The sequence below is a fragment of the Klugiella xanthotipulae genome (assembly GCF_006716695.1).
Lineage (GTDB): Bacteria > Actinomycetota > Actinomycetes > Actinomycetales > Microbacteriaceae > Klugiella > Klugiella xanthotipulae.
The window spans coordinates 351,710-376,888 of record NZ_VFPN01000002.1; the positions used below are offsets into that span (position 1 = coordinate 351,710).

24 protein-coding genes and 1 tRNA gene are annotated in these 25,179 nt (G+C 62.8%); 7 read left to right on the forward strand and 18 right to left on the reverse strand.

Annotation, left to right across the window (positions count from 1 at the left end):
- Nucleotides 1-155 precede the first annotated feature (155 nt).
- Nucleotides 156-293 carry a hypothetical protein gene (locus tag FB466_RS13480; protein ID WP_170206065.1) on the forward strand — a complete coding sequence of 46 codons (138 nt, stop codon included), beginning with the start codon at nucleotides 156-158 and terminating at the stop codon, nucleotides 291-293.
- A 129-nt stretch (nucleotides 294-422) separates the two neighbouring features.
- Here FB466_RS13480 and FB466_RS07750 read toward each other — a convergent pair.
- The 5 genes from FB466_RS07750 to galU form a co-directional block, all read right to left on the reverse strand.
- A tRNA-Ala gene (locus tag FB466_RS07750) sits at nucleotides 423-498 on the reverse strand.
- Nucleotides 499-528: 30 nt separating this feature from the next.
- Nucleotides 529-1,398 (reverse strand): DUF1206 domain-containing protein, encoded by an 870-nt coding sequence (locus FB466_RS07755; protein ID WP_170206066.1) that lies wholly within the window; start codon nucleotides 1,396-1,398, stop codon nucleotides 529-531.
- Between the two features lies 1 nt (nucleotide 1,399).
- Nucleotides 1,400-2,551 carry a hypothetical protein gene (locus FB466_RS13485; RefSeq protein ID WP_170206067.1) on the reverse strand — a complete coding sequence of 384 codons (1,152 nt, stop codon included), beginning with the start codon at nucleotides 2,549-2,551 and terminating at the stop codon, nucleotides 1,400-1,402.
- A 66-nt stretch (nucleotides 2,552-2,617) separates the two neighbouring features.
- On the reverse strand, nucleotides 2,618-3,232 hold the full coding sequence (locus FB466_RS07760) for a GNAT family N-acetyltransferase (RefSeq protein WP_141917379.1): 615 nt from the start codon (nucleotides 3,230-3,232) through the stop codon (nucleotides 2,618-2,620).
- A 39-nt stretch (nucleotides 3,233-3,271) separates the two neighbouring features.
- Entirely contained in the window at nucleotides 3,272-4,165 is an 894-nt protein-coding gene (galU, locus tag FB466_RS07765) for a UTP--glucose-1-phosphate uridylyltransferase GalU (RefSeq protein WP_141917381.1), read from the reverse strand.
- Nucleotides 4,166-4,232: 67 nt separating this feature from the next.
- Between galU and FB466_RS07770 the strand changes: the two genes are divergently transcribed.
- Both FB466_RS07770 and FB466_RS07775 read left to right on the forward strand, forming a co-directional pair.
- Nucleotides 4,233-4,814 (forward strand): 5-formyltetrahydrofolate cyclo-ligase, encoded by a 582-nt coding sequence (locus FB466_RS07770; RefSeq protein WP_141917382.1) that lies wholly within the window; start codon nucleotides 4,233-4,235, stop codon nucleotides 4,812-4,814.
- 14 nt (nucleotides 4,815-4,828) lie between these two features.
- Nucleotides 4,829-5,182 carry an FmdB family zinc ribbon protein gene (locus FB466_RS07775; protein WP_141917384.1) on the forward strand — a complete coding sequence of 118 codons (354 nt, stop codon included), beginning with the start codon at nucleotides 4,829-4,831 and terminating at the stop codon, nucleotides 5,180-5,182.
- Between the two features lie 274 nt (nucleotides 5,183-5,456).
- On the opposite strand, the gene FB466_RS07780 is transcribed toward FB466_RS07775, so the two are convergent.
- On the reverse strand, nucleotides 5,457-9,113 hold the full coding sequence (locus FB466_RS07780; RefSeq protein ID WP_141917919.1) for an AAA family ATPase: 3,657 nt from the start codon (nucleotides 9,111-9,113) through the stop codon (nucleotides 5,457-5,459).
- A 317-nt stretch (nucleotides 9,114-9,430) separates the two neighbouring features.
- Here FB466_RS07780 and FB466_RS07785 point away from each other — a divergent pair, with 317 nt between their 5' ends.
- Complete coding sequence (locus FB466_RS07785) at nucleotides 9,431-9,781, forward strand: hypothetical protein (protein ID WP_141917385.1); 351 nt, start codon at nucleotides 9,431-9,433, stop codon at nucleotides 9,779-9,781.
- A 45-nt stretch (nucleotides 9,782-9,826) separates the two neighbouring features.
- Here FB466_RS07785 and FB466_RS07790 read toward each other — a convergent pair whose 3' ends face one another.
- Both FB466_RS07790 and FB466_RS07795 read right to left on the reverse strand, forming a co-directional pair.
- Nucleotides 9,827-10,957, reverse strand: coding sequence for a glycerate kinase (locus FB466_RS07790; RefSeq protein WP_246054581.1), 1,131 nt, complete (start codon nucleotides 10,955-10,957; stop codon nucleotides 9,827-9,829).
- 35 nt (nucleotides 10,958-10,992) lie between these two features.
- A complete protein-coding gene (locus FB466_RS07795) occupies nucleotides 10,993-12,486 on the reverse strand; it encodes a sensor histidine kinase (protein ID WP_141917387.1) in 1,494 nt (497 codons plus the stop codon).
- Nucleotides 12,487-12,691: 205 nt separating this feature from the next.
- Here FB466_RS07795 and FB466_RS07800 point away from each other — a divergent pair, with 205 nt between their 5' ends.
- The gene (locus FB466_RS07800) at nucleotides 12,692-13,204 is read left to right on the forward strand and encodes an Rv3235 family protein (protein WP_141917388.1); all 513 of its coding nucleotides are present in this window, start codon (nucleotides 12,692-12,694) and stop codon (nucleotides 13,202-13,204) included.
- 110 nt (nucleotides 13,205-13,314) lie between these two features.
- Here FB466_RS07800 and rlmB read toward each other — a convergent pair whose 3' ends face one another.
- From rlmB to FB466_RS07820, 4 genes are all read right to left on the reverse strand, one after another.
- Complete coding sequence (gene rlmB, locus FB466_RS07805; RefSeq protein WP_141917390.1) at nucleotides 13,315-14,337, reverse strand: 23S rRNA (guanosine(2251)-2'-O)-methyltransferase RlmB; 1,023 nt, start codon at nucleotides 14,335-14,337, stop codon at nucleotides 13,315-13,317.
- Nucleotides 14,330-15,757 (reverse strand): cysteine--tRNA ligase, encoded by a 1,428-nt coding sequence (gene cysS, locus FB466_RS07810; protein ID WP_141917391.1) that lies wholly within the window; start codon nucleotides 15,755-15,757, stop codon nucleotides 14,330-14,332. The genes rlmB and cysS overlap by 8 nt, the downstream gene beginning before the upstream one ends.
- A 62-nt stretch (nucleotides 15,758-15,819) precedes the next feature.
- On the reverse strand, nucleotides 15,820-17,022 hold the full coding sequence (ispD, locus tag FB466_RS07815) for a 2-C-methyl-D-erythritol 4-phosphate cytidylyltransferase (protein WP_246054582.1): 1,203 nt from the start codon (nucleotides 17,020-17,022) through the stop codon (nucleotides 15,820-15,822).
- A 4-nt stretch (nucleotides 17,023-17,026) separates the two neighbouring features.
- Nucleotides 17,027-17,509 (reverse strand): CarD family transcriptional regulator, encoded by a 483-nt coding sequence (locus FB466_RS07820; protein WP_141917393.1) that lies wholly within the window; start codon nucleotides 17,507-17,509, stop codon nucleotides 17,027-17,029.
- Nucleotides 17,510-17,683: 174 nt separating this feature from the next.
- Here FB466_RS07820 and FB466_RS07825 point away from each other — a divergent pair, with 174 nt between their 5' ends.
- A complete protein-coding gene (locus tag FB466_RS07825; protein ID WP_141917394.1) occupies nucleotides 17,684-18,271 on the forward strand; it encodes a hypothetical protein in 588 nt (195 codons plus the stop codon).
- Between the two features lie 63 nt (nucleotides 18,272-18,334).
- On the opposite strand, the gene FB466_RS07830 is transcribed toward FB466_RS07825, so the two are convergent.
- A complete protein-coding gene (locus FB466_RS07830; RefSeq protein WP_141917396.1) occupies nucleotides 18,335-19,018 on the reverse strand; it encodes a response regulator transcription factor in 684 nt (227 codons plus the stop codon).
- On the reverse strand, nucleotides 19,015-20,421 hold the full coding sequence (locus tag FB466_RS07835) for a sensor histidine kinase (RefSeq protein ID WP_141917397.1): 1,407 nt from the start codon (nucleotides 20,419-20,421) through the stop codon (nucleotides 19,015-19,017). Before FB466_RS07835 ends, FB466_RS07830 begins: the two co-directional genes overlap by 4 nt.
- 161 nt (nucleotides 20,422-20,582) lie before the next feature.
- On the opposite strand from FB466_RS07835, the gene phoU reads away from it, so the two are divergent.
- The gene (gene phoU / locus FB466_RS07840; RefSeq protein WP_141917399.1) at nucleotides 20,583-21,224 is read left to right on the forward strand and encodes a phosphate signaling complex protein PhoU; all 642 of its coding nucleotides are present in this window, start codon (nucleotides 20,583-20,585) and stop codon (nucleotides 21,222-21,224) included.
- A 69-nt stretch (nucleotides 21,225-21,293) separates the two neighbouring features.
- Here phoU and FB466_RS07845 read toward each other — a convergent pair whose 3' ends face one another.
- The 4 genes from FB466_RS07845 to FB466_RS07860 are packed head-to-tail and all read right to left on the reverse strand — an operon-like array spanning nucleotide 21,294 to nucleotide 25,033.
- Nucleotides 21,294-22,046 carry a phosphoglyceromutase gene (locus FB466_RS07845; RefSeq protein WP_141917400.1) on the reverse strand — a complete coding sequence of 251 codons (753 nt, stop codon included), beginning with the start codon at nucleotides 22,044-22,046 and terminating at the stop codon, nucleotides 21,294-21,296.
- A gap of 57 nt (nucleotides 22,047-22,103) precedes the next feature.
- Complete coding sequence (locus FB466_RS07850; protein ID WP_170206068.1) at nucleotides 22,104-23,192, reverse strand: FUSC family protein; 1,089 nt, start codon at nucleotides 23,190-23,192, stop codon at nucleotides 22,104-22,106.
- A gap of 28 nt (nucleotides 23,193-23,220) precedes the next feature.
- Nucleotides 23,221-24,423: a CAF17-like 4Fe-4S cluster assembly/insertion protein YgfZ gene (gene ygfZ / locus FB466_RS07855; protein WP_425460901.1), complete on the reverse strand. Its 1,203-nt coding sequence runs from the start codon at nucleotides 24,421-24,423 to the stop codon at nucleotides 23,221-23,223.
- Nucleotides 24,416-25,033, reverse strand: coding sequence for a heme-binding beta-barrel domain-containing protein (locus tag FB466_RS07860; RefSeq protein WP_141917404.1), 618 nt, complete (start codon nucleotides 25,031-25,033; stop codon nucleotides 24,416-24,418). The genes ygfZ and FB466_RS07860 overlap by 8 nt, the downstream gene beginning before the upstream one ends.
- Nucleotides 25,034-25,179 lie beyond the last annotated feature (146 nt).

The window sequence follows — 25,179 nt, forward strand, 5'->3', positions numbered from 1 at the left end:
TTCTCGGGGTGTCCCGGAACCTCGCTCTGCGCGGCGCGCCTGTACGGCACATCGGATGAACCGTCCGCCGAAGCCGACGACCTCATCAACATCGCACTCGACATCGCGCAACATGCGGGAACACCTACCGGCAAGCGCCAGCCCACATTCGCAGCGTGCTCAAGCTGCACCTCTTCGACACGGTCTTCCTCCCCGTCGAGGAAGAAGATCAGCACCAGATCAACGCAATCTATCAAGCGCCGTTCGATGTCATTTACAGTGAAGCCACGCGCGGCCCCCTCCTGCAGGCTTGAAACGCACCCCCTGGAAGGCTCTCGCCACACAAGCAAAACGAAAGATCCCGCCGAAACCGGTGGGATCTTTCTGAACTCACTGTCTGATAATCTTCATTGCTTTTGCCACAGGCCCGAGCCAGATCATCGTGGTGGACCTGAGGGGAATTGAACCCCTGACCTCTTCGATGCGAACGAAGCGCGCTACCAACTGCGCCACAGGCCCATATACAACTCGAAAAGACTATCACGTCCGCTAATGCCGCAGGTACCCCGCCCGGGCAAAAAGGTACAGTCCGTAGTTCACAAACCCCACGGCCACGACCGTGAGCAGGATCGAACCCGAGGGCAGCCCCGCGAGGTGCTTGAGCGCCCCGTCGAGGCCGCCCGCCTGGCTCGCATCGGTGAAGACCGCAGCCGCCACAAACAGCAACCCCACAACCACCAGAGCCAACCCTTTCGTCACGTGGCCGATCACGCCAAAGATGCGCACCACGGTATCCATTGCTCCGGAAATCGTCGCCAGGTCTTCGCGAAAGTTTTGCGAGGCCCCCCGAAAAATCAGGCCACCACCCAGGCCACCCACTACCCCGCCCAGGGTAATCAGCACCAGGATGCCGCCGGGCGTCGCGATCATCTCACTACTGAAGATCTGTGCATTCCTGTCGGCATCCGAGTGCCCGCCCGCTGCAAAAACCATCGCGGTGATGCCGATACCGGCGTACCCCAGAGACTTACCCACGTCCTTTAACCGCCGCCACAGCAGGGTGGTTCGGGAGGGGGCCGTGACCCGGGCCGCATCCGTCAGCTGCCACACCGCGAGTCCCAGCAGACCACCCGCGGCACCCCACACCAGCAACGCACCGCCCCAGTTGGCGGTGAGCGCCGCGAGCGCCCCCGCCTGGTCGGCCTCGCCCTCACCCGTCCAGGCAAGGCGGAGAGCAATAAGCCCAATCATGCCGTGGACCACGCCAGTAGCCGCGAGGCCGGAGCGGGCAAAGTTCCGCACGGTCCTGTTCTGGGTGGCGTGTTGAGCGGCTTCCTTGGCACGGATCCGCGCCTCAGCTCGGCGGTCGGCTGCCGGTGTCTGGGGGATGCTCTCCCCCGTGGGAGGAGACCCGGCCACGTTATCCGACAGAACGGCGACGACGCAGCACGTCGTCCAAGTTACCCAGTCCGGGCTCTGCCTCCTCGACAATACCCATCGAGCGCAGGCTTGTCGCATCAATCGGGGTGCGAGCATCCCGGGGGGCACGCTCCGACACGCGAGGACGCTCGACCCGGGGAGTAGAGCTCTCCACATCAAAGACCTCACTGGACGGAGCGGACACCTTTTTCGCGGCAGCAGGGGTCGATACTTCGCGCTGAACGAGGCGGCGGACCTCGGCCGACAGCTCCGCAGCGCGACGACTGCGGGCCTCCGCCTCGGCCGCGGCCAGGGCCTGGTCGGCAGCGCTCGTGTGGGACAGGTACAGGGGTTTGGGTAGCGGGCGGGGGGTCCAGGAACGGTCCCGGGTCTCCTCAGCCGGGGCTGCTACGGGCAGCTGGGCAGCCTCCTCCGCAGCGAAATCACGGAACGCGGGAGCGCGAGGGGCGACAGGCTTTGTCTTCCGAGGTGCCAGCGCACGCAACGCAAGCAGCCCGGCGACAGCAACTACGAGACCCACAACCAGCGTCAGGGAGGAACCTCCCGCTGTTAACGTCACGCCGCCGATGACGGCCACAACGACACCGACACACATCAGCAGGGTCACGCACGCACGCACGCGGCGGGCACGCGCCTGCCGGGCTCGCCGCACGACATCGCTCACTCCACGCCGGGGTGCCTGATCTGTGTTCACGTTCTTCGCCTCCACCTGTGCCGCACGCATTGCACGCGCGGGCTGCGTTTGTACTGACGCCGCGGTCCGAGCCGCCTTCGCCGCCTGGGCCGCCGCGGTGCGAGCCTCTTTCTCTGCCCGGGCAGCCTCGGCCTCAGCCTGGACCACCTGCTTACGATGCTCAGCCTCCAGCTTGCGCCGCTCTGCCTCGTCTCGGGCCCGGGAAGACTTCAGGATACGCTCCTGGGCGGCCGCCTCTCGAGCGTTCGCCTCCAACCGGACCTCATCGGGAACCTCGGTTGTCTCGGCAAGCAGACGCAGCGTGCGCTGGATGCGCAGAGCGTTCTGTTCGGTGGCCGAAAACTGTCGTCTACGGATCCACTGGGGGAGAAAGTATACGGCCCACAGCCCGGCGGTAATTGCTACGACCACACCACCGCCCAGCACATCACCCGTCATGCCTCAAGAGTAGGAGACGAAACCTTCGAGTACCCTGTTAGCGAACGGCGTGTTCAAACCGCAGAATTACGACGGGGTGCCGGATTCTCGGCCCACAAGCCACCGGGCAAGCACCCCGGCGGGCACCTCCTCAGCCACGAGGGCGAAGCATTTGTGGTCGCGCCACTCACCGTCAATGTGAATGTAACGCTCACGCAGCCCCTCGTAACGGAAACGCAGCTTCTCAACCACCCGCAACGAGGGACCATTCTCTGGTCGGATACAGATCTCCATCCGGTGCAGACCCCGACCCGAAAAAAAATAATCCGTTACGAGCGCAACCGCAGTGGGGGTGATGCCCAAACCGGCGAACTCCTCAGCCACCCAGTAGCCCAGGGAGGCGGAGGCCAGCGAGCCCCCCGTAATCCCCGAAACCGAGAGCTGGCCGGCAAGTCGTCCACGGTACTCAATCAGGTAGGGCATCCCCTGGCCGGTCCGGGCATTCGCCTGGAGATTACGCACAGATTGCCGCACACTGTATTGACCCACAAGGGGCCCCGCAACGCCGGGGAGGCTTGCCTCCCACTTCTGAAGCCAGTGCCGGTTGGCCAGAAGGATACTCTCCAACTCGCGTGCATCCCGCAGGCGAATCGGCCGAACGGTCACGTCACCGTGTTCCAGCGTGGGCGCAAGCTCAGCCATTCCTACCCCCTTGAGTGGGCTGTACAGCGAATCGGTGGTCTAATCGAGCTCACTCGCAAACGTTTTGATCCAGTCGCGCAATTCGGGGCCGAGGTCCTCCCGATCAACGGCCAGGCGGATAATAGCCTTGATCCAGTCGGCGCGATCACCGGTGTCGTAGCGGCGCCCACGAAATACAACACCGTAGACCCCGCCCGCGATGCTCTCGTCAACCGCGAGGGTCTGCAGCGCATCCGTCAACTGGATCTCGCCGCCACGACCGGGGGCGGTTTTGTCGAGCACGTCGAAGATTTCGGGTCGGAGCACGTAACGACCGATGATGGCCAGGTTGGAGGGGGCTTCCTCTGCGGAGGGCTTCTCAACAAGACCCGTCACCCGCACAACATTCGGGTCGTCAGTGGGATCGACCGCGGCGGCACCGTACAGATGAATCTGCGACGGCTCCACCTCCATCAGCGCAATAACGGTGGCTTGGCGGGCCTCGGACTCCGAAATCATGGTGGTGAGGAGCGGGTCACGCTCATCAATCAGATCATCGCCCAGCAGGACGGCAAAGGCCTCATTACCCACGTGTTTACGGGCACGAGAGACCGCGTGACCCAGCCCCTTGGGCTCACCCTGTCGCACAAAGTGAACATCGGCCAGGTCGGTGGATTTCGTCACACGGTCGAGACGGTCCTGGTCTCCCTTGCCTGCCAGGGTGGACTCCAACTCCGGCACACTGTCGAAGTGGTTGGCCAGGTTGTTCTTATTGCGCCCCACAATGATGAGAACATCCTGGAGACCGGCACCGGCCGCCTCCTCCACCACATATTGGATGGCCGGCTTATCGACAACCGGTAGCATCTCCTTCGGCATCGCCTTGGTGGCCGGCAAGAACCGGGTACCTAGTCCCGCGGCGGGGATGACAGCTTTTCTTACCTTGTAGGTCATAACGAATACTTTAGCCCCGCGGAGATCGTCTTAGGTTGAATCCCGCACGACAGTTAAACTGTCCCCCATGACCAATGATGTCGATAGACAGAAAAAGGCTCTCCGCGCAGAAATACGGGAGCGCCGGCGTAACGTGCCCAGTATCACCGCCGACCGCTACGCGGCCGGCCTCACCGACGAACTTATTAACCTCGTAAATCATTACAAAGCCCGTTCGTTTTCCTGTTATCTCCCCGCCGGGTTTGAACCCAACACACGGCCCTTCCTGAACTGGGCCCACGACAAAGGTCTCCGCGCCCTCTTCCCCGTGTCACGCGAGGACGGCCTCCTCGACTGGGTGGTGGGCGATGGTGAGAGCGAACGCGAGGGCCTCCTGGGGGTGCCCGAGGCTGTTGGTGAAATCCTCAGCCCCATGGCCGTCAACGACGTTGATCTGATGATCATCCCCGCCTGCGCCGTCGATGCGACGGGAATGCGGGTGGGGTGGGGTCGCGGCTACTTCGACAAGACCATCGGTTCGATGGAAACCCACCCGCCCATCTACGCCGTCATCTTCGACACAGAATTAGTTGATACGGTTCCACAGGACCTTCACGATCAGCCCGTCTCGGGAGTTGTAACTCCCACCCGAACCATCACTTTCGCCTAAAGGACAATAACCCGGTGCCTACCTACTCGTATCGCTGCACGCAGTGCCACAACGCTTTTGACATCCGCCAGGAGTTCTCGGATGCCTCGCTCACCGACTGTCCCGAGTGTGGTGGCCGCCTTCGCAAGGTATTCAACTCGATTGGCGTAACGTTCAACGGGTCGGGTTTCTACCGGACCGACTCGCGTGCAGGCGGTTCCCCCGCGGGCGTTGGCGCGTCGGCATCCAGTTCGAGCGAGGGGACAGGTTCGTCGTCCTCTTCCGGCTCCTCCGCGTCAGTTGCCTCGTCCGGTTCAACAACGTCTGGTTCTTCGTCCAGCGCGGCGAGTTCGGCCGGTTCATCCTCTGGCAGCGCATCCGGCTCCTAGAGTGTTAGCCCACCTCATCCGGGACGGTGGGCGATAAGGAGCCACCCGGCACCCACCGAAGGAACCAGGCTACCCCCAGTGCGGAGGCCTGTTGCGCAACAGGTCACCGTCGTTGCCCTCGGCCCGATCTCCCCACGACTCGTCACTATCCTCGCTCGCCAGGGTGGGGTCTAGGCCACCCTGAGGTCGTTCATCCGTTCCGGGGACGGCCGGACGCACAACGCGTCGGGAGACGCGCTTTCTCGACCTCTTCGGCTCGGTATCCGGCACGACCCTAGTTCTGTTTCGCGCGGACGACGGTCTCATGTGCCGATACCTCGCCACGGGACGAAGCTGAGTCGGTGTAACCAATCACACCGGCAATCCGCAGGGCCACGGCATCCGGATCGCTGAAAAGGTCGAAACTGTGGACCCGGAGGTAGTGCCAACCGAGACGTCGCAGAACCGCAGGACGCAGGCGCAGCGCCTCACGCAAACTCATCGAGGCGAGCAAAAAATCGGTCTCCACGGCGATGGCCCGGCCGCGGTAAGACGCGACAAGCGGCAACACCCCACGATAGTTCACGGCGACCTCCAAACCAAGCGCGCGTAGGCGCTCGGCCAGGTCGGTGACCATAGGGTCATCGCTCGTGGCGGCCAGTTCCTCCGAAACGAGGCCCTCATCGGCGGCCAACACCTCGGCCAGTGCAGCGACACCGTGACGGCGGCGGCTCTCGTCCAGGTCGTTGGGCCGGAAGCACGACACGATCGTCATACCGCGGCGCGCGCGGGTCATCGCAACGGCCAACAACCGTTCGCCACCCGGGCGCGCCAGCGCGCCAAAGTTGGAGAGCACTCGCCCGTGCGGTGTACGGCCGTAGCCCACCGAGAAAATCACACGGTCACGGCTCTGGGCCGTGGCCTGTTCCAGCGTCATCACGGCAAACGGCTCCGCCCGATCGCCCAGCAGGAATTCACCCAGATCTTGACGCTGGGCAAACGCGAGCAGGACCGCCTGGTGCACACGCACCGCGTGCCGAGCGCTGGCCGTAATGACCATGAGGGATTCCTGGGGACGCTGGACGGCGTGCGCAATAACCAGCTCAACGACGCGGTTGACCTCAGCATCCGTACTCTCGACCGCACCCGTGACCCGATCCGGCAGCGCGTGCCCGCCCGTGACAAAGTCGTAGCTGAGACTGTGGTGCCCCAGGAAGCTACCGGCCCAGGGCAAAGACACAATCTGGTTGGCATAGAAGCGCGAGTTAATGAGCTCGGCCAGATCCTCACCGCCCGCACGATAGCTGCGGGTGAGTTTGTAGGTGGGTAGGAGGTCGCTGAGGACCGAAAGCGCGGAGCGGGCGTGGAGTTCGTCCACATCACTCTCAACGGCAGCCTCGTCCTGTGGCACGGTGATCGCGAGCTCGAAACTGCACGGGGTCTGGGTAACGGGATCGCCAAAAGCGACCACCTGACGGGCACGACGGATGGCCCCCACATTCTCAACAAGGGTTGTGGCTCCGGCATCGACCAGAAGAACAGCGTCAAACGTGAGGTGTTCGGGGAGCTGGGCCACCTCGTAGGGGCTCACCATCCACACGGGGGCCAGTAGATCCATCAGGTGCGGTGCCGAGTCAACCAGCAGGGTAGGAACGGCGCGGTCCGCACGCAGCAGACTGCGCAGGGCCACCGCCTCGTCCGGATAATCGAGCAGGGCAATTTTCCACGCCGCGGCACGCTGTGCAGAGAGTACCCGACCGTTGGCTGACGAGTGGGCGTCATCCACCAGCTTAAAATCAGCCTCCAAACGGTCAAGCACGGAGGTATTGGCGCTCAAAAGCGCCTTATTACCCTGAAGCATCCGCTCCAGCGCCGACTGCCACCAGGCCTGGTCCAGTTCGGCGGCAACCCGGTCAGAGGCCACGTGCCGTGCCGAGAGATCGTCAAGCAGCGGGCTCAGGTGGGCATTGTTCAGCCGCTCCAACAGGGCGGTGCGCTCCTGGATATTCTGCAAAACCTCGGATTCCTCGGCCAACGACCCCAGCACCCGAGCCACCGACGCAATCGGCATCTCTTTAAACTCGTTATCGGTTCCGGTTGTCCCCAAAACCGCGTCAAGGGCGGCGCAGTCTTCGTAGACCGTCTGGTAGCTCACGAGAACATCGGAGATACCTACGGGAACCTCGGGACGCGCACCGGCGACAGACGTGTAGCGCTGCCAGAGAAGACGCTGCTGCTGAATCTGCCGCAACCGCTCGAGCATATCCGTGACGTTAACACCGGGGCGCACATACTCGCGCGCCAGGCGGCGCAGGCGACGACGGTTAGCCTGGGGCATCTCATCAGCCCCACCCCGCGTGGCGTGGGCGGCAATGATCTCGGTAAGTGAGCGATCATAGACTTCGGGCGTGAACCGGTCAAGCGTCTCACGAATGCCCATCAGGAGGCGCAGGTAGATACCCAACTCGGCCAGGGTTTCGTAGGGACGCATCGAGGTCTGCTGGATAAGCCTGTCCGCCAACTCACGCAGCCGGGGGAACTCCCGCTCAGACAGGGCTTGGGCGGTGGCGTGGGCCTGGCGGGCATCCTCGGTTCGGGTAAAGGTAACGCCGTACCAGGGCGAGTCGTCCGGACCATACTGGAACTGGCCGAGGGAGGCCGACAACGAGAGCGTCTCGGCGATGCCGACACGGTCACGGGCTAAAGCGTCCAAGGCAATATCGTCGAGGCGCGCCGTGGTAGCCGGGGGATGATCCGTCACGGCCAGCCTGGTGAGTTCACGCACGGCCTCCAGCGGCGAAATTCCGAGCGCCGGGTCAACCGTTTCCAGGGCACATTGGTAATCCAGCAATACCCGGCGCAGGCGCACCAGGGCATCGTCTACATCGCCCATGGGTGGAGCGTGGACGGTCTCATTGCGTTTGATGGACTCCACCAGGTTGCGGCGCAACAGGCGCGGGGATACGGCGATGCCATTGAGCCCCACACGGGCAAGTCGGTGGCTGATGCCGTCCAACGTAGCGCGGCGCGGAGACACGATCAGTACGCGACGGTTGCGTCCGATGAGAGCACTGGCGGCATTGACCACTGTCTGCGTTCCTCCGGTGCCGGGCAGGGTCTGCACCACAACCGAGTGACCCGCCTCAATCTGGGCAATCACCTCATCCTGCTCGCTATCCGTATCGAGTAAGAGCCGGTCAGTCTCGGGCGAGCGATTATTGGGGGGCGTGGCCTCGACCGGCTCGAAGGCCTCGGAGAGGTGACGGCGCGCGTACTCGCTGCCCGCAACGGCATCCAGGATGGGGTGATCCAGGTTGTGGGCGTCACGCACCATATCGTTGGCCACCTCCATGAAGGAGGAGACAATCAGGCGCGGCTGCACCGCATACCCACTAATGTGGGCGGTCATCGCGCGCAGCCGGTCAATCACGGGCTGAGGTTTGAAGACACCAGATTTGAGCGAGAGAGCAACAAACTCCTCAACATCAAGCTGCATCCCAAACTGCTCATGCATGGCGCGGGCGAGGGCGGGGTTAAAAAAGGGATGCGATTTGAGTTTCAGCTCAAAATCGCGGCCGTAGCGCCGGATAGCCAGGGGACGCATCAGCACGGGGGCGCTAAACTGCTCCCCCTCGAAGCGCCACTTAGCCAGACCGATGCCGAGCCGGATGGTCTCCAAACCGCGCACACTGCGCATCTCAATGGCCTTATCGGTAATCTCACCGGCTGCCAGGCGTGCGTTGCGCAGGGCGAGATCGTCGCGGATCAGGCTTGACAGCAGGATTTTCTGACCGGTAATGAACTGGGGCAGCCCGCCAGGGTGGGTCGTAGACAGCTCCAGACGGGTGCGCGGGCTGTCCTCGAATGAGAGCAGAGGGGAGCGCCCGCCGACCTCGGCAAGTTCATCACGCCAACGCTGGTGCTCGCTGCCAAAATGGTCAACGGCCGCCAACCGGGCAGCCGGAGCTTTGTCTGTGCTCTCCGCGCCACGCTCGGACGTCAACGGACTGCCGCTACCCGCTGACGGGGAACTACTCGGGCCCTGGTGCGGCGGACCGGATGTGGCCACAGCGGCATCTTCGACGTCAGTTGTCGAAGTATTCGGCTTATCGGCGTTTGATTTGCGCCGTCTCTCCACAGTCCACACACCGTCACCCTACGATGCTGCGGGTAATTATCAGTGCATTGGTCGCGAGTTTCACGCAGTTCACCAGGCTTTCCCATTATTGTGACGATATCCCCACACAGGAACACGATACAGTGATCAGCATGTTTCTCATCGCCGCTCACACCCTGATGACCACTGCCCTGTCCGTTGCATCCCCGCCCGCCCTGGCCACCACCGGCCAGGACATCATGCTGATGGTCATCATCGGTGTGATCGTGTTAGGAGTCGGTGCCGCACTCGTCATCATGGGCCGCATCCGTCGCCGCAAAGAGACCGAAGCCGCGGCGGCAGCAGCCGGAGCCCCGTCCGCCGAGACAACGATCACCCCCGAGGGCGAGCCGACCAACCTGGGTGGTACCGGGGATGCCCCCACCGAGATCCTGCCGGAGCCGTCAGAAACCGCGCCCGATAGCGACGCGACACCCACCGCTGATAACAACCCCTCCAGCTAAAAACCTCCTCGTTAGGTCGTGATCAACAGGTCCCGACCTGACGAGTCATACCCGATACTGGCGGGCCAGGTGCCGCCCGGCATAACTCAACCAGCCCGCTGGATCCCGCATCGCTGACTCAACCGAGCCAGCCAGTTCGCTCAGCGAGTAGACCTCGTCAAACCCGGTCCCGGCGTTACCCTTAGCCGCGCCGACCCACTCGACAGTTCCGGCCATCAGACAGGTGCGCGCCGAACCGTGTGCGGCACAGGCACGCACATAGGACGGAACCTTACCGCCCAACGATTGCTGATCGAACCGTCCCTCACCCGTGATCACCACATCCGACGCCGCAATCCGACGCGGTAGACCGACAATTTCCCCCACCGCCGCGGCACCAGGGGTGAGCACCGCGCCCCACGCCCGGAGACCGTATCCGGCACCCCCGGCCGCCCCCGTACCGGGTTCGGTGGGGTCGCCACCCAATGCGGCAGCGAGGCGCGCGAGGTTGTGATCCAGTTCACGCACCGCGTGCGGATCTGCACCTTTCTGCGGGCCGAACACCACGGCGGCACCGGACGCGCCCAGGAGCGGATGCGTCACATCACTCAGAACGCTCACCCCGCCGACCGGCGGTGGACGTAGGCCAGAAAGATCTGCCCGATCAAGGGCAGCCAAACCGCCACCGCCGGGGGCAACGGGACCACCCGAAGCATCCAGAAATCGAGCCCCCAGCGCGACGAGGAGACCGGTGCCACCATCGGTTGAGCTGCTACCACCGATCGCAAGCACCAACCGAGTCACGCCACCGTCGAGGGCCGCCACAATCGCCTGACCAAAACCCCGGGTGTGAGCATCAAGAGGGCGCAACGGGTTGAGTAGCGTGATCCCTGAGGTGTTGGCCAGTTCGACAACTCCGATACCGCCGCCCGCCGAGTCGGGAAGGAAGAGCCACTCGGCAGCCACCGGGCGATCATCAGGGCCCTGCACACTCACCGGAACCCGGCGCGCGCCCTCGGTGGCCCGCGCAATCGCGTCGAGACTGCCCTCTCCCCCGTCAGCCATGGGGGTGAGCAGGAGGGTATCCCCCGGCCGCTCGACCCGCCATCCCGCGGCAATCGCCTGAGCGGCATCATCAGCGGACAGGGTGCCCTTGAACGAGTCCGGGGCAATCGTTACGGTCAAGGGTGTGGGCACCGCGGAAACCTCTCCGTCGAAAAGTCGTGAACCGCCTACGACGTGGCGTTCAGCCAGCGCAGCGGAATATCGATGGTCACCTCGGTACCCGACCCCACAATAGTGTGCCAATCGATGGTTCCACCCAGCTCACCCTGAATCAGAGTGCGCACGATCTGGGTACCCAATCCGGCTCCCACCTGCCCCTCGGGCAGGCCAGCCCCGGTGTCGGTAACCGTCACCTGCAGGCGCTCCTCACCACGTTCGGCCACAATCGTCACGCTGCCCTCACGCCCGGCGAGCCCGTGCTCAACCGCATTGGTCACCAATTCCGTCAACGCGAGCGCGAGCGGGGTTGCATATTCGCTCGGCAACACACCAAATTCGCCCTCCTTCCGGGGGTGAGCGGTGGTGTTGTGAGTGCTCGCCACCTCGGCGACCAGCATCAGCACGCGGTCAAAAACCTCGTCGAAGTTAACGCTTTGCGAGAGGCCGGTCGCAAGTGTGTCGTGTACGACCGCAATCGCGGCCACTCGGCGCATCGCCTGACCGAGGGCCTCCTGGGCCTCCTCAGAGCGCGCCCGACGGGCCTGGATGCGCAGCAGGGAGGCGACCGTCTGGAGGTTGTTCTTCACCCGGTGGTGAATCTCTCGGATAGTGGCATCCTTGGTGATGAGTTCCTGCTCCTGATGCCGCAGCTCGGAGACGTCACGCGTGAGCACAAGCGCACCGGTGCGTTCACCAGCCACCTTGGTGGGAATGGCACGGATTGAGAGGGTAACCCCGCGGGCCTCCAAATCGGTGCGCCAGGGGGCTCGACCCGTGACGACAACGGGGAGCGACTCGTCCACCGAGTGGTTTCCCACGAGTAACGAGGTCGTGATCTCGGCGAGAGACTCCCCCTCTAATTCGTCAACAAACCCCATCCTGTTAAACGCAGAAAGCGAGTTGGGGCTGGCAAACGTGACCGTCCCGTCTACGTCAAGCCGGAGCAGGCCATCGGAAGCGCGGGGAGCACCGCGCCTCGGCCCCGTTGGTGTCCCCCAATCAGGAAAGTTTCCCGCCGCAATCATCAAAAAAAGATCGTTGGCGCTCTCGGTGAACGCCGCCTCCAGGCGGGACGGCATTCGTGCCTCGCTGAGATTAGTGTGTGCCGTGATGACGGCGATGGGGCCGAATCGGCCGTCTTCACCATCCGAGGTGCGCCGGATAACCGGAATTGCGCGCACCTTCATCGGCATCTCCTCAAACCAGGCGGGCGATGAAGACTCGACAATGTGAGCGGTACTATACGCGTTTCGCACCTGCTCATACCACTCAGAGCGGACCATCGAGCCCACAACATCACGATAGAACAGCGTGGCCGCACTCGACGGTCGCGCGTGTGCCACCGCGACAAAGCTATCGTCTACCGTCGGCACCCACAAGACGACGTCGGCAAAGGCCAGATCAGCAAGCAATTGCCAATCGCCCACCAGAAAGTGGAGCCATTCGATGTCCTCCTCGCTGCTTTCGCAGTGCTGGTGGACAAGATCGCTGAGAGTAGACACACACCTACCCTAGTGCCCGAAATGCGGCGTCGGGGAGTCATGGGCCACCCGGCGAGGCCTCCCCCCGGAGTCTATCCACAGGGCATATATGCTATAGACAACAGATTCGCTTCTATCTTAAGTTGCTTACAACACTCACAGCTCGCGGGGGGCGAGCCGAGTCACACACGCCCCTATCACCGTCACGAGTATATGAGGATCACGAATGATCAGTGCACGAGAGCATACGGATAACCGCACCCGGCCTGAACCGGCGACCCGCGGCCCGGCGACCCGCGGCCCGGAGACCCGCCCCGATACCCACCCGCCGCGGCGCAGCCACTCGGAAGCCACCACGACCGGCACAGCGGTGGTCACTGCGGCCCACCTCACGGCTGCACCAACCGACCCGAAGAGCCTCATGGAAAGCCTGGCGCTGAGCGCCATGGAGATCGTTAACGGCGGACGAGATCTCGAGAAGATCGCACGGTGGCTGACCGAGTCGGCCTACGCGTCACTCCGACTGCGCCGCTCGATCTCCCAGCAAAGTCGCCAAGCTGTGGGGACCGCCTCTCGCCGCGAGCCCATGTACTGTGGACGCACCCGAACCTGCTCCCCCCGCCACGGCGTGATCGAGGGGGTCACGATGGTGCACACCAGACTACGCACACGGGCCGTGATCATTCGACTAGAAAAGCACGGAAATCGCTGGATCGCATCACAGCTCTCGGTGCTGTAGGAACGGCCTGGTGGCAGCGACATCCGACCGCGACACACACCGGTTAACCGAGCGAAGCCGCACCCTCACACGGGTGCGGCTTCCCTCGGTCGGCGGTGGCCACCGAGAGACTACTTGTGGGCTGCTTCTTCGGCACGCAGCCGCGAGATCTCGTAGAGCGTAACACCCGCCGCAATTCCAGCGTTGAGCGATTCCGTTGCCGCCGAGATCGGGATAGACACAACGGCATCACAGGTTTCGGTCACGAGGCGGGAGAGGCCCTTGCCCTCACTGCCAATCACAACAACAACCGGGCTGGTGGCCAGTGTGAGGCCGGGCAGCGACACCTCGCCCCCGCCATCCAGACCAATCACGAAGATACCGCGCTCCTGGAACGCCTTAAGCGTCTGGGTCAGGTTGGCCGCCATCGCCACGGGGATTCGCGCGGCCGCTCCGGCAGAGGTCTTCCACGCGGACGCGGTCACCCCCACCGAACGACGCTGGGGCACGATGACGCCGTCCCCACCAAAAGCGGCGGTCGAGCGGATGATCGCCCCTAGGTTACGAGGGTCCGTCACACCATCAATCGCCACAAAAAGCGGTGCCTTCGTCGCGGAGAGAACCCGGTCCGCCATGTCGAGCGGATGCGCATACGTATACGGCGGCACCTTAAGCACAACGCCCTGGTGAACCGTGTCGATGCTACACATTCGATCGAGCTCGGGTCGCATGACCTCCAGAACGGGCAGGCCACGCTTCGTCGCAATGTTGATGATCTCCCGGATGCGATCATCCATCTCGATGCGGGTACCGATATACAGTGTGGTGGCGGGAATACGCGTACGCAGCGCCTCCAACACGGCGTTACGGCCCGTCACCAACTCGCTGTCGTCGTCTTTTTTGCGGCTTCCACCGCGGGCACCGGCCGAGCCGGTGTTTGAGCGGTTCTGCGGTTTACGCCCCTCGGGCGATCCGCCCGCGGCCAGGAACCGCTCCTTGGCAGCCTTAGCTTTTCCGGCGGGATGGTACGGACGATCCTCGGCCTTGGGGGTAGGCTTACGCCCCTCTAACGCCTGACGGCCCTGACCTCCCGAGCCGACGGGAGCGCCCCTACTTTTTTTGCGGACAGCGCCCGCGCGTGGTTTCTTAGCCATTGAGACTCCAGTGTGAACCGTTCGTTGTGTCTTCGAGTGAAATTCCGGCTTGGCCCAGCGTGTCCCGGATCCTGTCGCTCGTAGCAAAGTCACGACGTTCACGGGCCTGCTGACGTTCAACAAGCAGCTGGTCAACCAGCATCCCCAGGGCGGCCAGCGCCCCGTCATCAGACGTAGCCGACCATTCCTCAGCGAGGGGGTTGATACCAAGAACGTTAACAATAGCCCATACCTCGCCGTGACGGTCGGCCGCTCGCTGTGTATCTCCCGAGTCGAGCGCCGCGTTTCCGGCACGGACCGTCTCGTGCAAAACCGCGAGAGCCTGGGGCAGCGCGAAATCGTCGCGCATTGCCGCGCTAAAAGCCTCGGGCACGCGCACTCCGGCACGAGCAGCTGTCTCCACCGCGGCCTCACGCGCGCAGCGCCGCAGGAACGCCTCGACCCGGTTAAGCGCCGCGGTCGCCTCCACAAGGGCATCGGGGTGAAACTCCAGCGTGGAGCGATAGTGTGCCGACCCCAGAAAATAGCGCACCGCAGCGGGTTGAGCCGCGCGCAAAAGATCAGCAGCAAAAATGGAGTTACCGAGCGATTTAGACATCTTCTGCCCACCCACATTGACCAGGCCATTGTGGATCCAGTACCGGGCAAAACTATCTCCACCCGCCCGAGACTGGGCCAATTCGTTCTCGTGATGCGGGAAGCGGAGATCGAGCCCACCACCGTGGATGTCGAAGTCGCGACCGAGATAGCGGGTTGACATAGCCGAGCACTCGATATGCCAGCCGGGCCGACCGCGACCCCACGGCGAGCCCCAGGCCGCAGAGTCTGGTTCGGCATCTTTGTGGGCTTTCCACAACGCAAAATCACGCGGGTCTCGCTTACCCCGTGGATCCGAATCAGCCGCGGGCTCCATGCTGTCCCGCTTTTGACGGGTGAGCTCACCATAATCAGGCCACGAGGCGGAGTCGAAATACACATTAGCGGTGCCCGCAGCAACATACGCGTGGCCCCGCTCAATCAAGCGTTCGATCAGGTCCAGCATGGGCTGAATATTCGCCGTTGCCCGGGGTTCATATGTGGGTGGTCGAATGTCAAGGGCATCGTAGGCCGCGTTAAACTCGCGCTCGATCCGGTAAGCCAATGCCCACCACTGCTCGGAACTCCCCTCACGCTGTGCGCTCGCGGCGTTGTCCAGGATTTTATCGTCAATATCGGTGACATTACGTACGAGGGTCACCTCATTTCCCTCGTATTCGAACCAGCGTCGCATCTGGTCGTAGACGAGGGCGCTGCGCAAGTGTCCGATGTGCGGACTGGACTGAACCGTCGGCCCACAGATGTAGAGCCCCACCTGACCGGCCACGCGAGGGGCAAAATCGACAAGGGTACCGGTCCGAGAATCGTAGAGTCGCTGAGTCACCCTGTAAGCCTACGCTGAGCTACCGACAGTGTGACGACGGTGCGCATGTAACCCGCTTCTGACTACACGGAGTAGATCAGGGCGGTCGCAATCGCGCAGAGACCTTCACCACGCCCGGTAAAACCCAGGCCGTCCGTGGTCGTCGCCGACAGGCTCACGGGGGCACCAACCATCTCGCCGAGAACTTCCTCGGCCTCCGCCCGGCGGGGACCGATCTTGGGACGCAAACCGATCACCTGAACCGACACATTACCCACGGAGAAGCCGACCTCTGTAAGCAGCCGCACGGCCTCACGCACAAAAACCTCACCGTGGGCATTCTGGAAGCGGGGGTCGGCCGTACCAAAAGTCGAGCCGATATCGCCGAGACCGGCGGCCGAGAGCAGGGCGTCCACAATCGCATGGGCGACCACATCCCCATCGCTGTGCCCGGAGAGTCCACGCTCACCCGGCCAGTACAAACCCGCAAGCCACAGGGGCTCGCCACTGTCGAACGCGTGCACATCCGTGCCCGTTCCAACCCTCATCCGCGTCGCCTTCCCCGGCTCACCCAGCCAGCCCGCGACACGTTCGAGGTCGGGTTGGGTTGTGATTTTAAGCGAGCGTTGATCACCCGCAACCGTCATGATCGTATATCCGGCGTGCCGCATCACGGATGCGTCATCGGTAAACGCGTCACCATCCGGCCCGGCCCGGCGATACGCGTCATCCAGCAGCCTGCGCGGAAAACCCTGGGGAGTCTGCACCGCGACCAGGGCTGAACGATCGACGGCAACAACAACCCTTCCCTCTGCGGAAACTTGGTTGAGCGTGTCCACCACCGGGAGAACGGGGATTGCCCCCTCGCTTCCCGCACCCACCGCGGCAATAACGCGACGGAAGACCTCGGCGGGAACCGCCACCCGTGCAGCATCGTGCACGAGGACGATGTCGATAGTGTCGGCCACAACAGCGAGGCCACGACGCACCGAGTCGAACCGGGTACTTCCGCCCACAACAATCACTACGGACGCAGAGCAACCCTCGTCCCGCACGACATCCTGGACCGATGCACGCAAACCACCAACGCAATCAGCCGGTGCAACGACAATAATCTGGTCAATCGGACCCGAGCGGACAAGAGCCACCAGCGCCCAGTCGAGAATAGTACGCCCGGCCAGGGGAACGAAAGCTTTGGGGTGCCCTGCACCCAATCGGGTACCGCTGCCGGCAGCAACCACAATCGCGGCAACCGCCGGGCGCGACACCTCCGTCGGAGTGCTCACCGCGTTAGGACGCGAGAACCTCGTCAAGCACCAGCGATGCCGACTCTTCGTCGGTCTTTTCCGCCAGGGCTAGCTCCGAAATGAGAATCTGCCTGGCCTTCGCCAGCATCCGCTTCTCTCCTGCGGAGAGACCACGATCCTGATCGCGACGCCACAGGTCGCGGACGACCTCGGACACCTTGATCACATCGCCAGATGCCAGCTTCTCAAGGTTTGCCTTGTACCGACGGGACCAATTGGTGGGTTCCTCGGTAAACGGCGTGCGCAAAACCTCGAAGACCTCGTCGAGGCCTTCCTTGTCAATCACGTCGCGAACACCGACCAGATCAACGTTTTCTGCGGGAACCTCGATTTTCAGATCACCCTGGTTCACCTCAAGCTTCAGAAAAAGCTTTTCCTCGCCCATAATGATGCGATTCTTAACTTCGACGATTTTAGCTGCGCCATGGTGTGGGTAAACGACTGTTTCGCCAACCTCAAACTGCATAGAATATGACTCCCTCGCTCAGCTACATAGGATACCACACCACCGAAAACTACACTTAGGTTGTCCTAACCTGTAAGGAATGACTTAGCACACTAAACTAGGCGGGACTATAGTCCTGTGCGCTGCGCTCGTTTTGGGTGCGCGTCACCCATCACATCTCACGGAGGGTCCACAGTGAAGGCTCGTGCACGTATCGTTTCATCCGCTGTTCTAGCTGTTGCCGTCGTCCTGGGCACAGCGGGTTGCAACCTGATCAGCCCCCAGGCGACCACGTACAAGTACGACCCCAGCGACGGGGTGAGCGGCAACGTGGGCGACATCGCTATCCGCAATGCAATTCTGATCGCGGGCGAAGAAGACGGTGTTCTCAACCTCGTCTTCAGCGCGGTGAACTCTTCCGAGTCCTCGAAGGCGATCACGCTCACCGTCCAGCTCGTTGACGACAAACTCACCGAGACGGCGCCCGTCGCCACCGGCCTCAACCGCTTCGGCGGCGAGGACGAGGAGAGAGTCATCTTTACCAATGCCTCCGCCATAACCGGCACCGTTGTCAATGTGTACTTCCAGTACGGCGACATGGAGGGTGTGGAGCTCCGGGTTCCCGTGCTGGACGGCACGCTGGCCGAGTACGAACCCTTTGTTGTTCGCGCTGACACCTCAGACAACGAGACGATCATCATCCAGGGCGAGGCTGGCAAGGTTCCAGTTCCCCTGACGGACGCAGAAACGGGTGCCGATACCGCGGAGGACACCGCCGAGTAGCACCGCCGCAGCGCAACGAGGAGGGCCGGACATATGTTGTCCGGCCCTCCTCGTTGCGCTCCGCTACTTCTCGAAGCGATACCCCACGCCACGCACGGTGTTCAGTAACACGGGCCGAGAAGGATCTTCCTCCACCCGTGAACGGATGCGCTTAATGTGCACATCGAGCGTCTTGGTATCGCCGTAATAGTCGCTCCCCCACACCCGGTCGATGAGCTGCCCGCGAGTGAGTACCCGCCCTGCGTTACGCATGAGGACTTCCAGTAGCTCAAACTCCTTCAAGGGAATAGTAATCTCGCTCCCGCGCACCTCAACCGAGTGGCGGTCGGTATCAAGCGTGACCTGCCCCACTGTCAACACGGTGTCCGCCTCGTGCAGGAACGGGTCCGCCGCACGTCGGAGAGCCGCCCGGATACGCGCCAGCAGCTCACGCGACGAGTAAGGCTTCGTCACATAATCGTCAGCCCCCAACTCCAAGCCAACCACAATATCCAGCTCAGAGTCCTTGGCCGTGAGGATGATAATGGGTACGCGCGAGGCGGCACGGATCTCACGACACACCTCGGTGCCAGGCTTACCAGGCAGCATCAGGTCAAGCAGCACCAGGTCGGGTTGGTCAACGGCAAAGACAGCCAGGGCGGATACTCCGTCGGCCACAACATCCACCTCGTAGCCTTCCTTACGCAATAGGTAGCTGAGTGGTTCCGAGATGGATTCTTCGTCTTCAACCAGCAGGACTCGCGTCATTTCTCTCCCTCATTGTGTGTGCTGTCACTCACGGACACGCGGGGCAGCGCAAATGCCACCTCCCGATCCCGCTTTTTATATTTTTTATCGGCAGATTTTTTGTCACGCTTATCTTTTTTGTCTTTTTTCTTCTGCGCCTGGGCGGCCTTCTCCGTGCTGAGCCCACGCGCACTGGATACCCGGTCACGGCGGGCCGTCACGCTCGCTCCCCCCACCTGCGGCACGGTTCCGGTGGGCGGCTGAGGTTCCTGGTAGGCGGGCAGCACAATCGTAAAGGTGGAGCCTGAACCGGGCTGGGACCACACCCGCACATCGCCCCCGTGGCCCTGCACGGTGTTCTTCACAATGCTGAGACCCAGCCCCGTACCCCCGGTACCCCGCGAGCGAGCCTGATCAACGCGATAGAAACGCTCAAAGATGCGGTCGATGTCTTCGGCAGGAATACCCACGCCCTGATCGGTTACGGCGATCTCAATGTGTGCACCAACCCGATGGGCACCGATGCCCACATGCGAGCCATCCGGGGAATAGTTGAGTGCGTTGCTCACCAGGTTGCCCAGGGCAACCACGAGAGAATCGATATCCCCCGCTACCCACAGGTCCGCGGTATCCCCCCACACCATCGCGATATGGCGTTGCTCAGCCACAGTGCGATGTTCCTCAGCAACCCGCTCACACAGGTGTGACACCGCAACCGGGTCGTCCGTCAGCGCGGGAGCAGATACCTGCGCCGAGGACAGGCGGATGATGTCCGATGTGAGATTCGCCAGACGGGCACTCTCACGCGTAAGTCGCCCCGCAAAGTGCACCACCATCTCCGGGTCATCGGAGGCCTGAATCAGTGCCTCGGAGAGCAGCGAAACGGCACTCACCGGAGTCTTCAGCTCGTGACTCACATTGGCAATAAAGTCCCGGCGCATGGCATCGAGTCGCCACGCCTCACCCCGGTCCTCAACGATGACCAGCACCAATCGGCTCCCCAGCCGGGCCCCGCGGACCCAGAGGTTATGCAGCGCAGGGTCATCGTGAGGAACGGTCAGCGAGCCGCCCAGGCGCTCAATCTCACTCGGATCATCACGCACCTCAACCGTCACAATCTCATCGGCTGAAAGCGCCCGTGCGGCCACGTCTTCCAGTACGCCAAAACGTAGCAGATCCTCACCCACCAACTCGCTGCGCTGGGCTGCCGCGTTGGCGTAGACCACGTTGAGTGAGGGGTCCAGAATCACCGCAAACGATTCGAACGTTTCGAGCACATCAATCACCTCGTGCGACACCGACGGATGGCTCGCCTCGCGGCTGGCCCGCCCCCGGCGCGCCGCAAAGACGCCCACCACGGTCAAACCCACCCCGATGAGCACACCCAGACAAAGCGCAAGAAGAACCAGCCACACGGATTCCATAATGACCAGCGTAGTGACTCCCTGCGTTGTCTACCTCCGCGATACACTCCACACGGTAGGGTTTCAGACACTGTTTAGCTGCCGAGTACCAATCGTTAACCTTGGCCCCCAACAATGGTGATGATCCGTGCGGACTCACCCGAGAGAAAGGCCCCAGCGCAATGCGCGAAGTATTTCAACAAGAATTGCGCGAGGTTCAGACCGGACTCGCCGATATTTCTGAGCTTGTCGAGTCCGCTATTCAGCGCGGAACGCAGGCCTTCCAAACCTCCGATGTGGCCCTGGCCGAAGCCGTGATCGAGGACGACCTACGCATCGACGCCCTCGCGACCAGCCTCGACGAACTTGCCATCACCATCCTGGCCCGGCAGCAACCCGTCGCCAGAGATCTCCGCATCATCGTCAGCGCGCTCCGGATCAGCGCATCGCTTGAACGCATGGGCGACATTGCCGAGCACATCGCCCAGCTGGCCCGCTACCGCTTCCCGGACAGCGTCATCCCCAAGGGCCTCGGCAAAATCTTCCGCGAGATGGGTGAGCTCGATATTGCTGTTGCCGCCGATGTGACGCGACTCCTGCGCACGGAAGATATCGTGCTCATCGACGAGATTCGCAATCGCGACGACCGTATCGACGAGTTGCATGCGAAAGTCTTTGAGAAGGTGCTGAGCGACACCTTTAAAGGCGAGGTCACCAACGTGGTGGATGCGACCCTCGCGAGCCGCTACCACGAGCGTTTTGCCGACCACGCTGTCTCGATTGCGAAAAAAGTACAGTACCTCACGACCGGCGAATACAGCTAACACCCCGGTAGCAGACGGACGGGTCGGTACCCCAAGGGGTACCGACCCGTCCGTCTCTGGTTGTCTGAGCTACTTCGTGTTGCCCTGGGCTGCCACGGCAGCAGCACCGGCAGCAGCAGCTTCTGGATCAAGGTATTCGCCGGGGGCGCTGGGGGTAAAATCAGCGTTAAGCCGGTAGACAAGCGGGATACCCGTGGGGATGTTCAACTCGGCAATATCTTCGTCTGAGATCCCGTCAAGGTGCTTCACAAGCGCACGTAGTGAGTTACCGTGGGCCGTCACGAGCACGGTCTTACCCGCGGCGAGATCGACCGTGATGTCGGAGTGCCAGTAGGGCAGCATCCGCTCGATCACGTCTTTCAGGCACTCAGTGCGGGGCACGTTCTCGCCCAGGTCGGCATAGCGCTCATCGCCCCACTGAGACCACTCGTCACCGTCGTCAATCGCGGGAGGTGGGGTGTCGAACGAACGACGCCAGGTCATGAACTGCTCCTGGCCGTACTCGGCCAAAGTCTGGGCCTTGTCCTTACCCTGCAGGGCACCGTAGTGGCGCTCGTTCAGACGCCAGGATCGCTTGACGGGAATCCACAGGCGATCAGCCGCGTCCAACGCCAGGTTGGCCGTTTGGATGGCGCGACTCAGCACCGAAGTGTAGAGAACGTCCGGGGCAATCCCCGACTCAGATAACAGCTCTCCGGCACGCTGCGCCTCGCCGCGGCCCTTCTCGCTCAGGCGAACATCAACCCAACCCGTAAACAGGTTTTTCTGGTTCCAGTCGCTTTGACCGTGGCGGAGCAGGACGAGGGTGAGTGGTTCAGTCATACCCGACAGCTTACTGGACTCGTCAACACGCGACCCGAACCCACCATCGAGCAACAGCTAGTCGAGCGGGGGCAGGAGGGTACGCGCGTCCTCCGGGGTAACACCCGCAGCACACAAAAGATCAACAGTGAGCGGCCGCAGTGAGAGCACAATGCCCACGTCGCCCAGCGAATCCTGAACGCCCGAGCGCTGCGGGTCAAGCCGGGGCACAACCTGTTCGAGCGACTCACGAGCGGTCATACGAAACTCACGGTCAACCACGCTGCCACCCAGCAGGCTCACCCCGCTGGAGAGCGATACGATCAACTGGCCAAGACGGGGCCGTGGGACATCGTCCTGCAGCTTGTACATGGCCCGCCGGGCGATCACACGCAGGCTGCGCGTGGCCAAATCCATGTAGCGCAGCATCTCGGCAAGATCGAAGAGATCATCGCGGTGTCGATGCGCAAACGGTGAAATCCGGGCGAGCGCCTCGGCCGATTCAAGCGACTCCGCCCAGTCGTCGAGCAGGGGCTGGGTGGCCCGAAGCCGGGTGAGTGCCCGCTCGGCAGAGTGGTGGTCGCCCAGGTTCAGACCAGCTGCAAGAGCGGAGAGGGCAGCGTTCCACTCGTTGAAAAGTTTCTTGGCCGCGCGCCGAGGACCCCGCCGAGGATCCCGGGGAATGAATGCCGTAAACAGAAGCGCAACCAGCCCGGCCACAAGACCATCAAGACTCCGGGTGAACGGACCACCATCTGGCAGCGGCAGAACCTGCACCATGGAGGCCTGGATCGCCGCGACGACCGCAAAGCTGTTGGAGGGCGAAAAGAAACGCCCGGCAACAAACACAACCACCAGAACACAGGCCAGCTGCAGAGTGCCCTGGCCCCAGAGGATCAGACCCAGCTCCGAGAGGGCAATCCCCATCACCATGCCGAGCGCGGTCTCGGCGAGTAGACGCGGTCGGGCATCCCGCTGTAACCCCAGGCTGGAGATTGTGACGACAAGCGCCACGACCGGGTTTTTATGACCCAGCAGATGGTGGGCAATCAGGTAAGAGATGATCGCGGCAACCGTAATCTGAGCGATGGCAGGTGCCGAGTGGAGTACCCGCCCGGCACCGGCTCGAACATCAACCCGCCGACGCAGTCGCTGAGTCCAGCGCACAACGCGACCCGAATAGCCAAGATACTCTCTAGCGTTCAGCGCGACGCTCCCCCAAGCGTGGCAGCCGAGGCACGTGGGCTACCGACCCGGCATCGGGCGGAACAATCACGTTCTGCGCGGCCGCCACCTCGGCTTCTCCGCCGCCCACAACCACCACGAGGTCGGCATCCACCGGGGCAGAGCGCTTAAGCAGGGCAAGCGCGATACCACCGAGCTCCCCGTGTCGAGCCGGAGTGGTGATAATACCCACCTGCACGCGATCATTGCCGCTACCCGCATACACAGGGTCGCCGTGGCGGGGGAGCACCGATTCACTGCCGTCAAGGTGGAGCATGACCAGTCGGCGCGGCGGATGGCCCAGGTTGTGCACCTTGGCAACCGTTTCCTGTCCACGGTAACACCCCTTGGCGAGGTGCACGGCGGTGCGCATCCAGTCAAACTCGTGCGGGATCGCGCGGTCGTCCACTTCCGTGGCCTGCCGTGGGCGCCAGGCCTCCACACGCAGGGCCTCCAGCGCCAGCCAGCCAGCCGGGGTCACCCCGGCCGCGGGCAAGGCGGTAACCAGTGCGGACACCTCACCACGGGGCACAAGCACCTCCACGTATCGCCACGAACTCGACGGATGCGGGTCGCCGTGACCAGACACTGCCGCGGCATACTGCCAGCCGGTGACGGGCGGTTGAGCCCAGGCATCGTGCCACACCAGGGGATGACCAGCCGGACTCGCCGCGTACCGGGTCAGGATCTGCACGGCTTCCGCACCCGGGGCATCCGAACGGTCGGCAGCCGCGCCCATAAGGGCACCAACGGTGGCCCACTCGGCGGAACGATCAGTCACCTCGACACGCAGCATAAACCGCATCCGGTCGAGGAAATCAACGAGCGGTCCGGTCTGCTCTCCCTCAACAAGCAGCCAGGTCGTCTCACCATCATCAAACACGCGAATGTCGTGCTCGATCCGTCCGTTCGGACTGAGGAGCAGGGTCTCGGCGGAGCCACCGGGGGTGAGAGTACTCAGCCGCTGACTCGTGAGCGAGTCCAACCAGGTCAGACGGTCCACGCCCGTGATGGTGATAACACCGCGATTACCCAGATCGACAACGGAGCGGCCGTCCGCCAGTTCGTGCTGTTCACGGTGCGGAGCACCGTAGTGGGCCGGGATACCCGGAACCTCAGGATCCACCACCGCACCGGCGAGGGTGACAAACGGGCTCGGCATCGCGTCACTCACGCCGGGCCAGTCGAGCGGAAGCGTGGGTCGCCAGCGGTTGACCCAGTGCGGCGATATCCCAAGCCCAGAGCAGATGCTGCTCGACCAGTCCGTACAGGCGTGTAGCCGCGGTGTATTCTTTCGCGCCGGCGGTACGCATCACGTAGTCCGTAGCCAGGGTAATCCGGGGGCCCTGGATCGCACCCAGGTAGACCTCACTCACGCCCGTGGGATGCACGATCGAAACCTCCACCGGAAAGCCGTCACCGCCACGCAATGATTCCACCGATTCCACGGTGGAAAAAGCGGCGGGTTCGGCACCGGGCAACATCCCCGGGCCGGGATCGTTTTCTGTCTGCGGCCGACTCAGACGCCAGTATCCGGTTTCACTGATCAGGGGTTTCTCGGGGGCAGCGCTGCCCCCGACCGTTAACGGGTCCGTCGTCCATGCGTAGGCGCTGTAGTTGAGATAGGGCAAACCGTCATGGCTGAAACTGATGCGCTGTCCGAACTCCTGGGTGACGTGCTCACCATCAATGACGTAGTCAATGACACCCGAGCCTTCCCAGACACCGATCAGCCAGGACAGCGGCCCCAGCTCTGCGGGAATATCCGTACGAATATCAATCACGAGATGCTCCTTACAACGGACGGGCCTGCAACGGTGCGGAAGATGAACTAGCGCTGACCCTTAAAGAGCTTAAAGACGACGATGCCGGCCACCCATGCGATAGACAGGGATGCCAGGCCCAACAAACCGACAAAGAAAAGTTCTAG

Coding starts and splice junctions, on each gene's coding strand:
- FB466_RS07820 (WP_141917393.1), bottom strand. CDS start 17,509: ATGCAGTTTGAGGTTGGCGAAACAGTCGTTTACCCACACCATGGCGCA.
- galU (WP_141917381.1), bottom strand. CDS start 4,165: ATGACCTACAAGGTAAGAAAAGCTGTCATCCCCGCCGCGGGACTAGGT.
- FB466_RS07835 (WP_141917397.1), bottom strand. CDS start 20,421: ATGGAATCCGTGTGGCTGGTTCTTCTTGCGCTTTGTCTGGGTGTGCTC.
- FB466_RS07760 (WP_141917379.1), bottom strand. CDS start 3,232: ATGGCTGAGCTTGCGCCCACGCTGGAACACGGTGACGTGACCGTTCGG.
- FB466_RS13485 (WP_170206067.1), bottom strand. CDS start 2,551: ATGACGGGTGATGTGCTGGGCGGTGGTGTGGTCGTAGCAATTACCGCC.
- FB466_RS07830 (WP_141917396.1), bottom strand. CDS start 19,018: ATGACGCGAGTCCTGCTGGTTGAAGACGAAGAATCCATCTCGGAACCA.
- phoU (WP_141917399.1), top strand. CDS start 20,583: ATGCGCGAAGTATTTCAACAAGAATTGCGCGAGGTTCAGACCGGACTC.
- FB466_RS07785 (WP_141917385.1), top strand. CDS start 9,431: ATGTTTCTCATCGCCGCTCACACCCTGATGACCACTGCCCTGTCCGTT.
- FB466_RS07800 (WP_141917388.1), top strand. CDS start 12,692: ATGATCAGTGCACGAGAGCATACGGATAACCGCACCCGGCCTGAACCG.
- rlmB (WP_141917390.1), bottom strand. CDS start 14,337: ATGGCTAAGAAACCACGCGCGGGCGCTGTCCGCAAAAAAAGTAGGGGC.
- FB466_RS07845 (WP_141917400.1), bottom strand. CDS start 22,046: ATGACTGAACCACTCACCCTCGTCCTGCTCCGCCACGGTCAAAGCGAC.
- FB466_RS07770 (WP_141917382.1), top strand. CDS start 4,233: ATGACCAATGATGTCGATAGACAGAAAAAGGCTCTCCGCGCAGAAATA.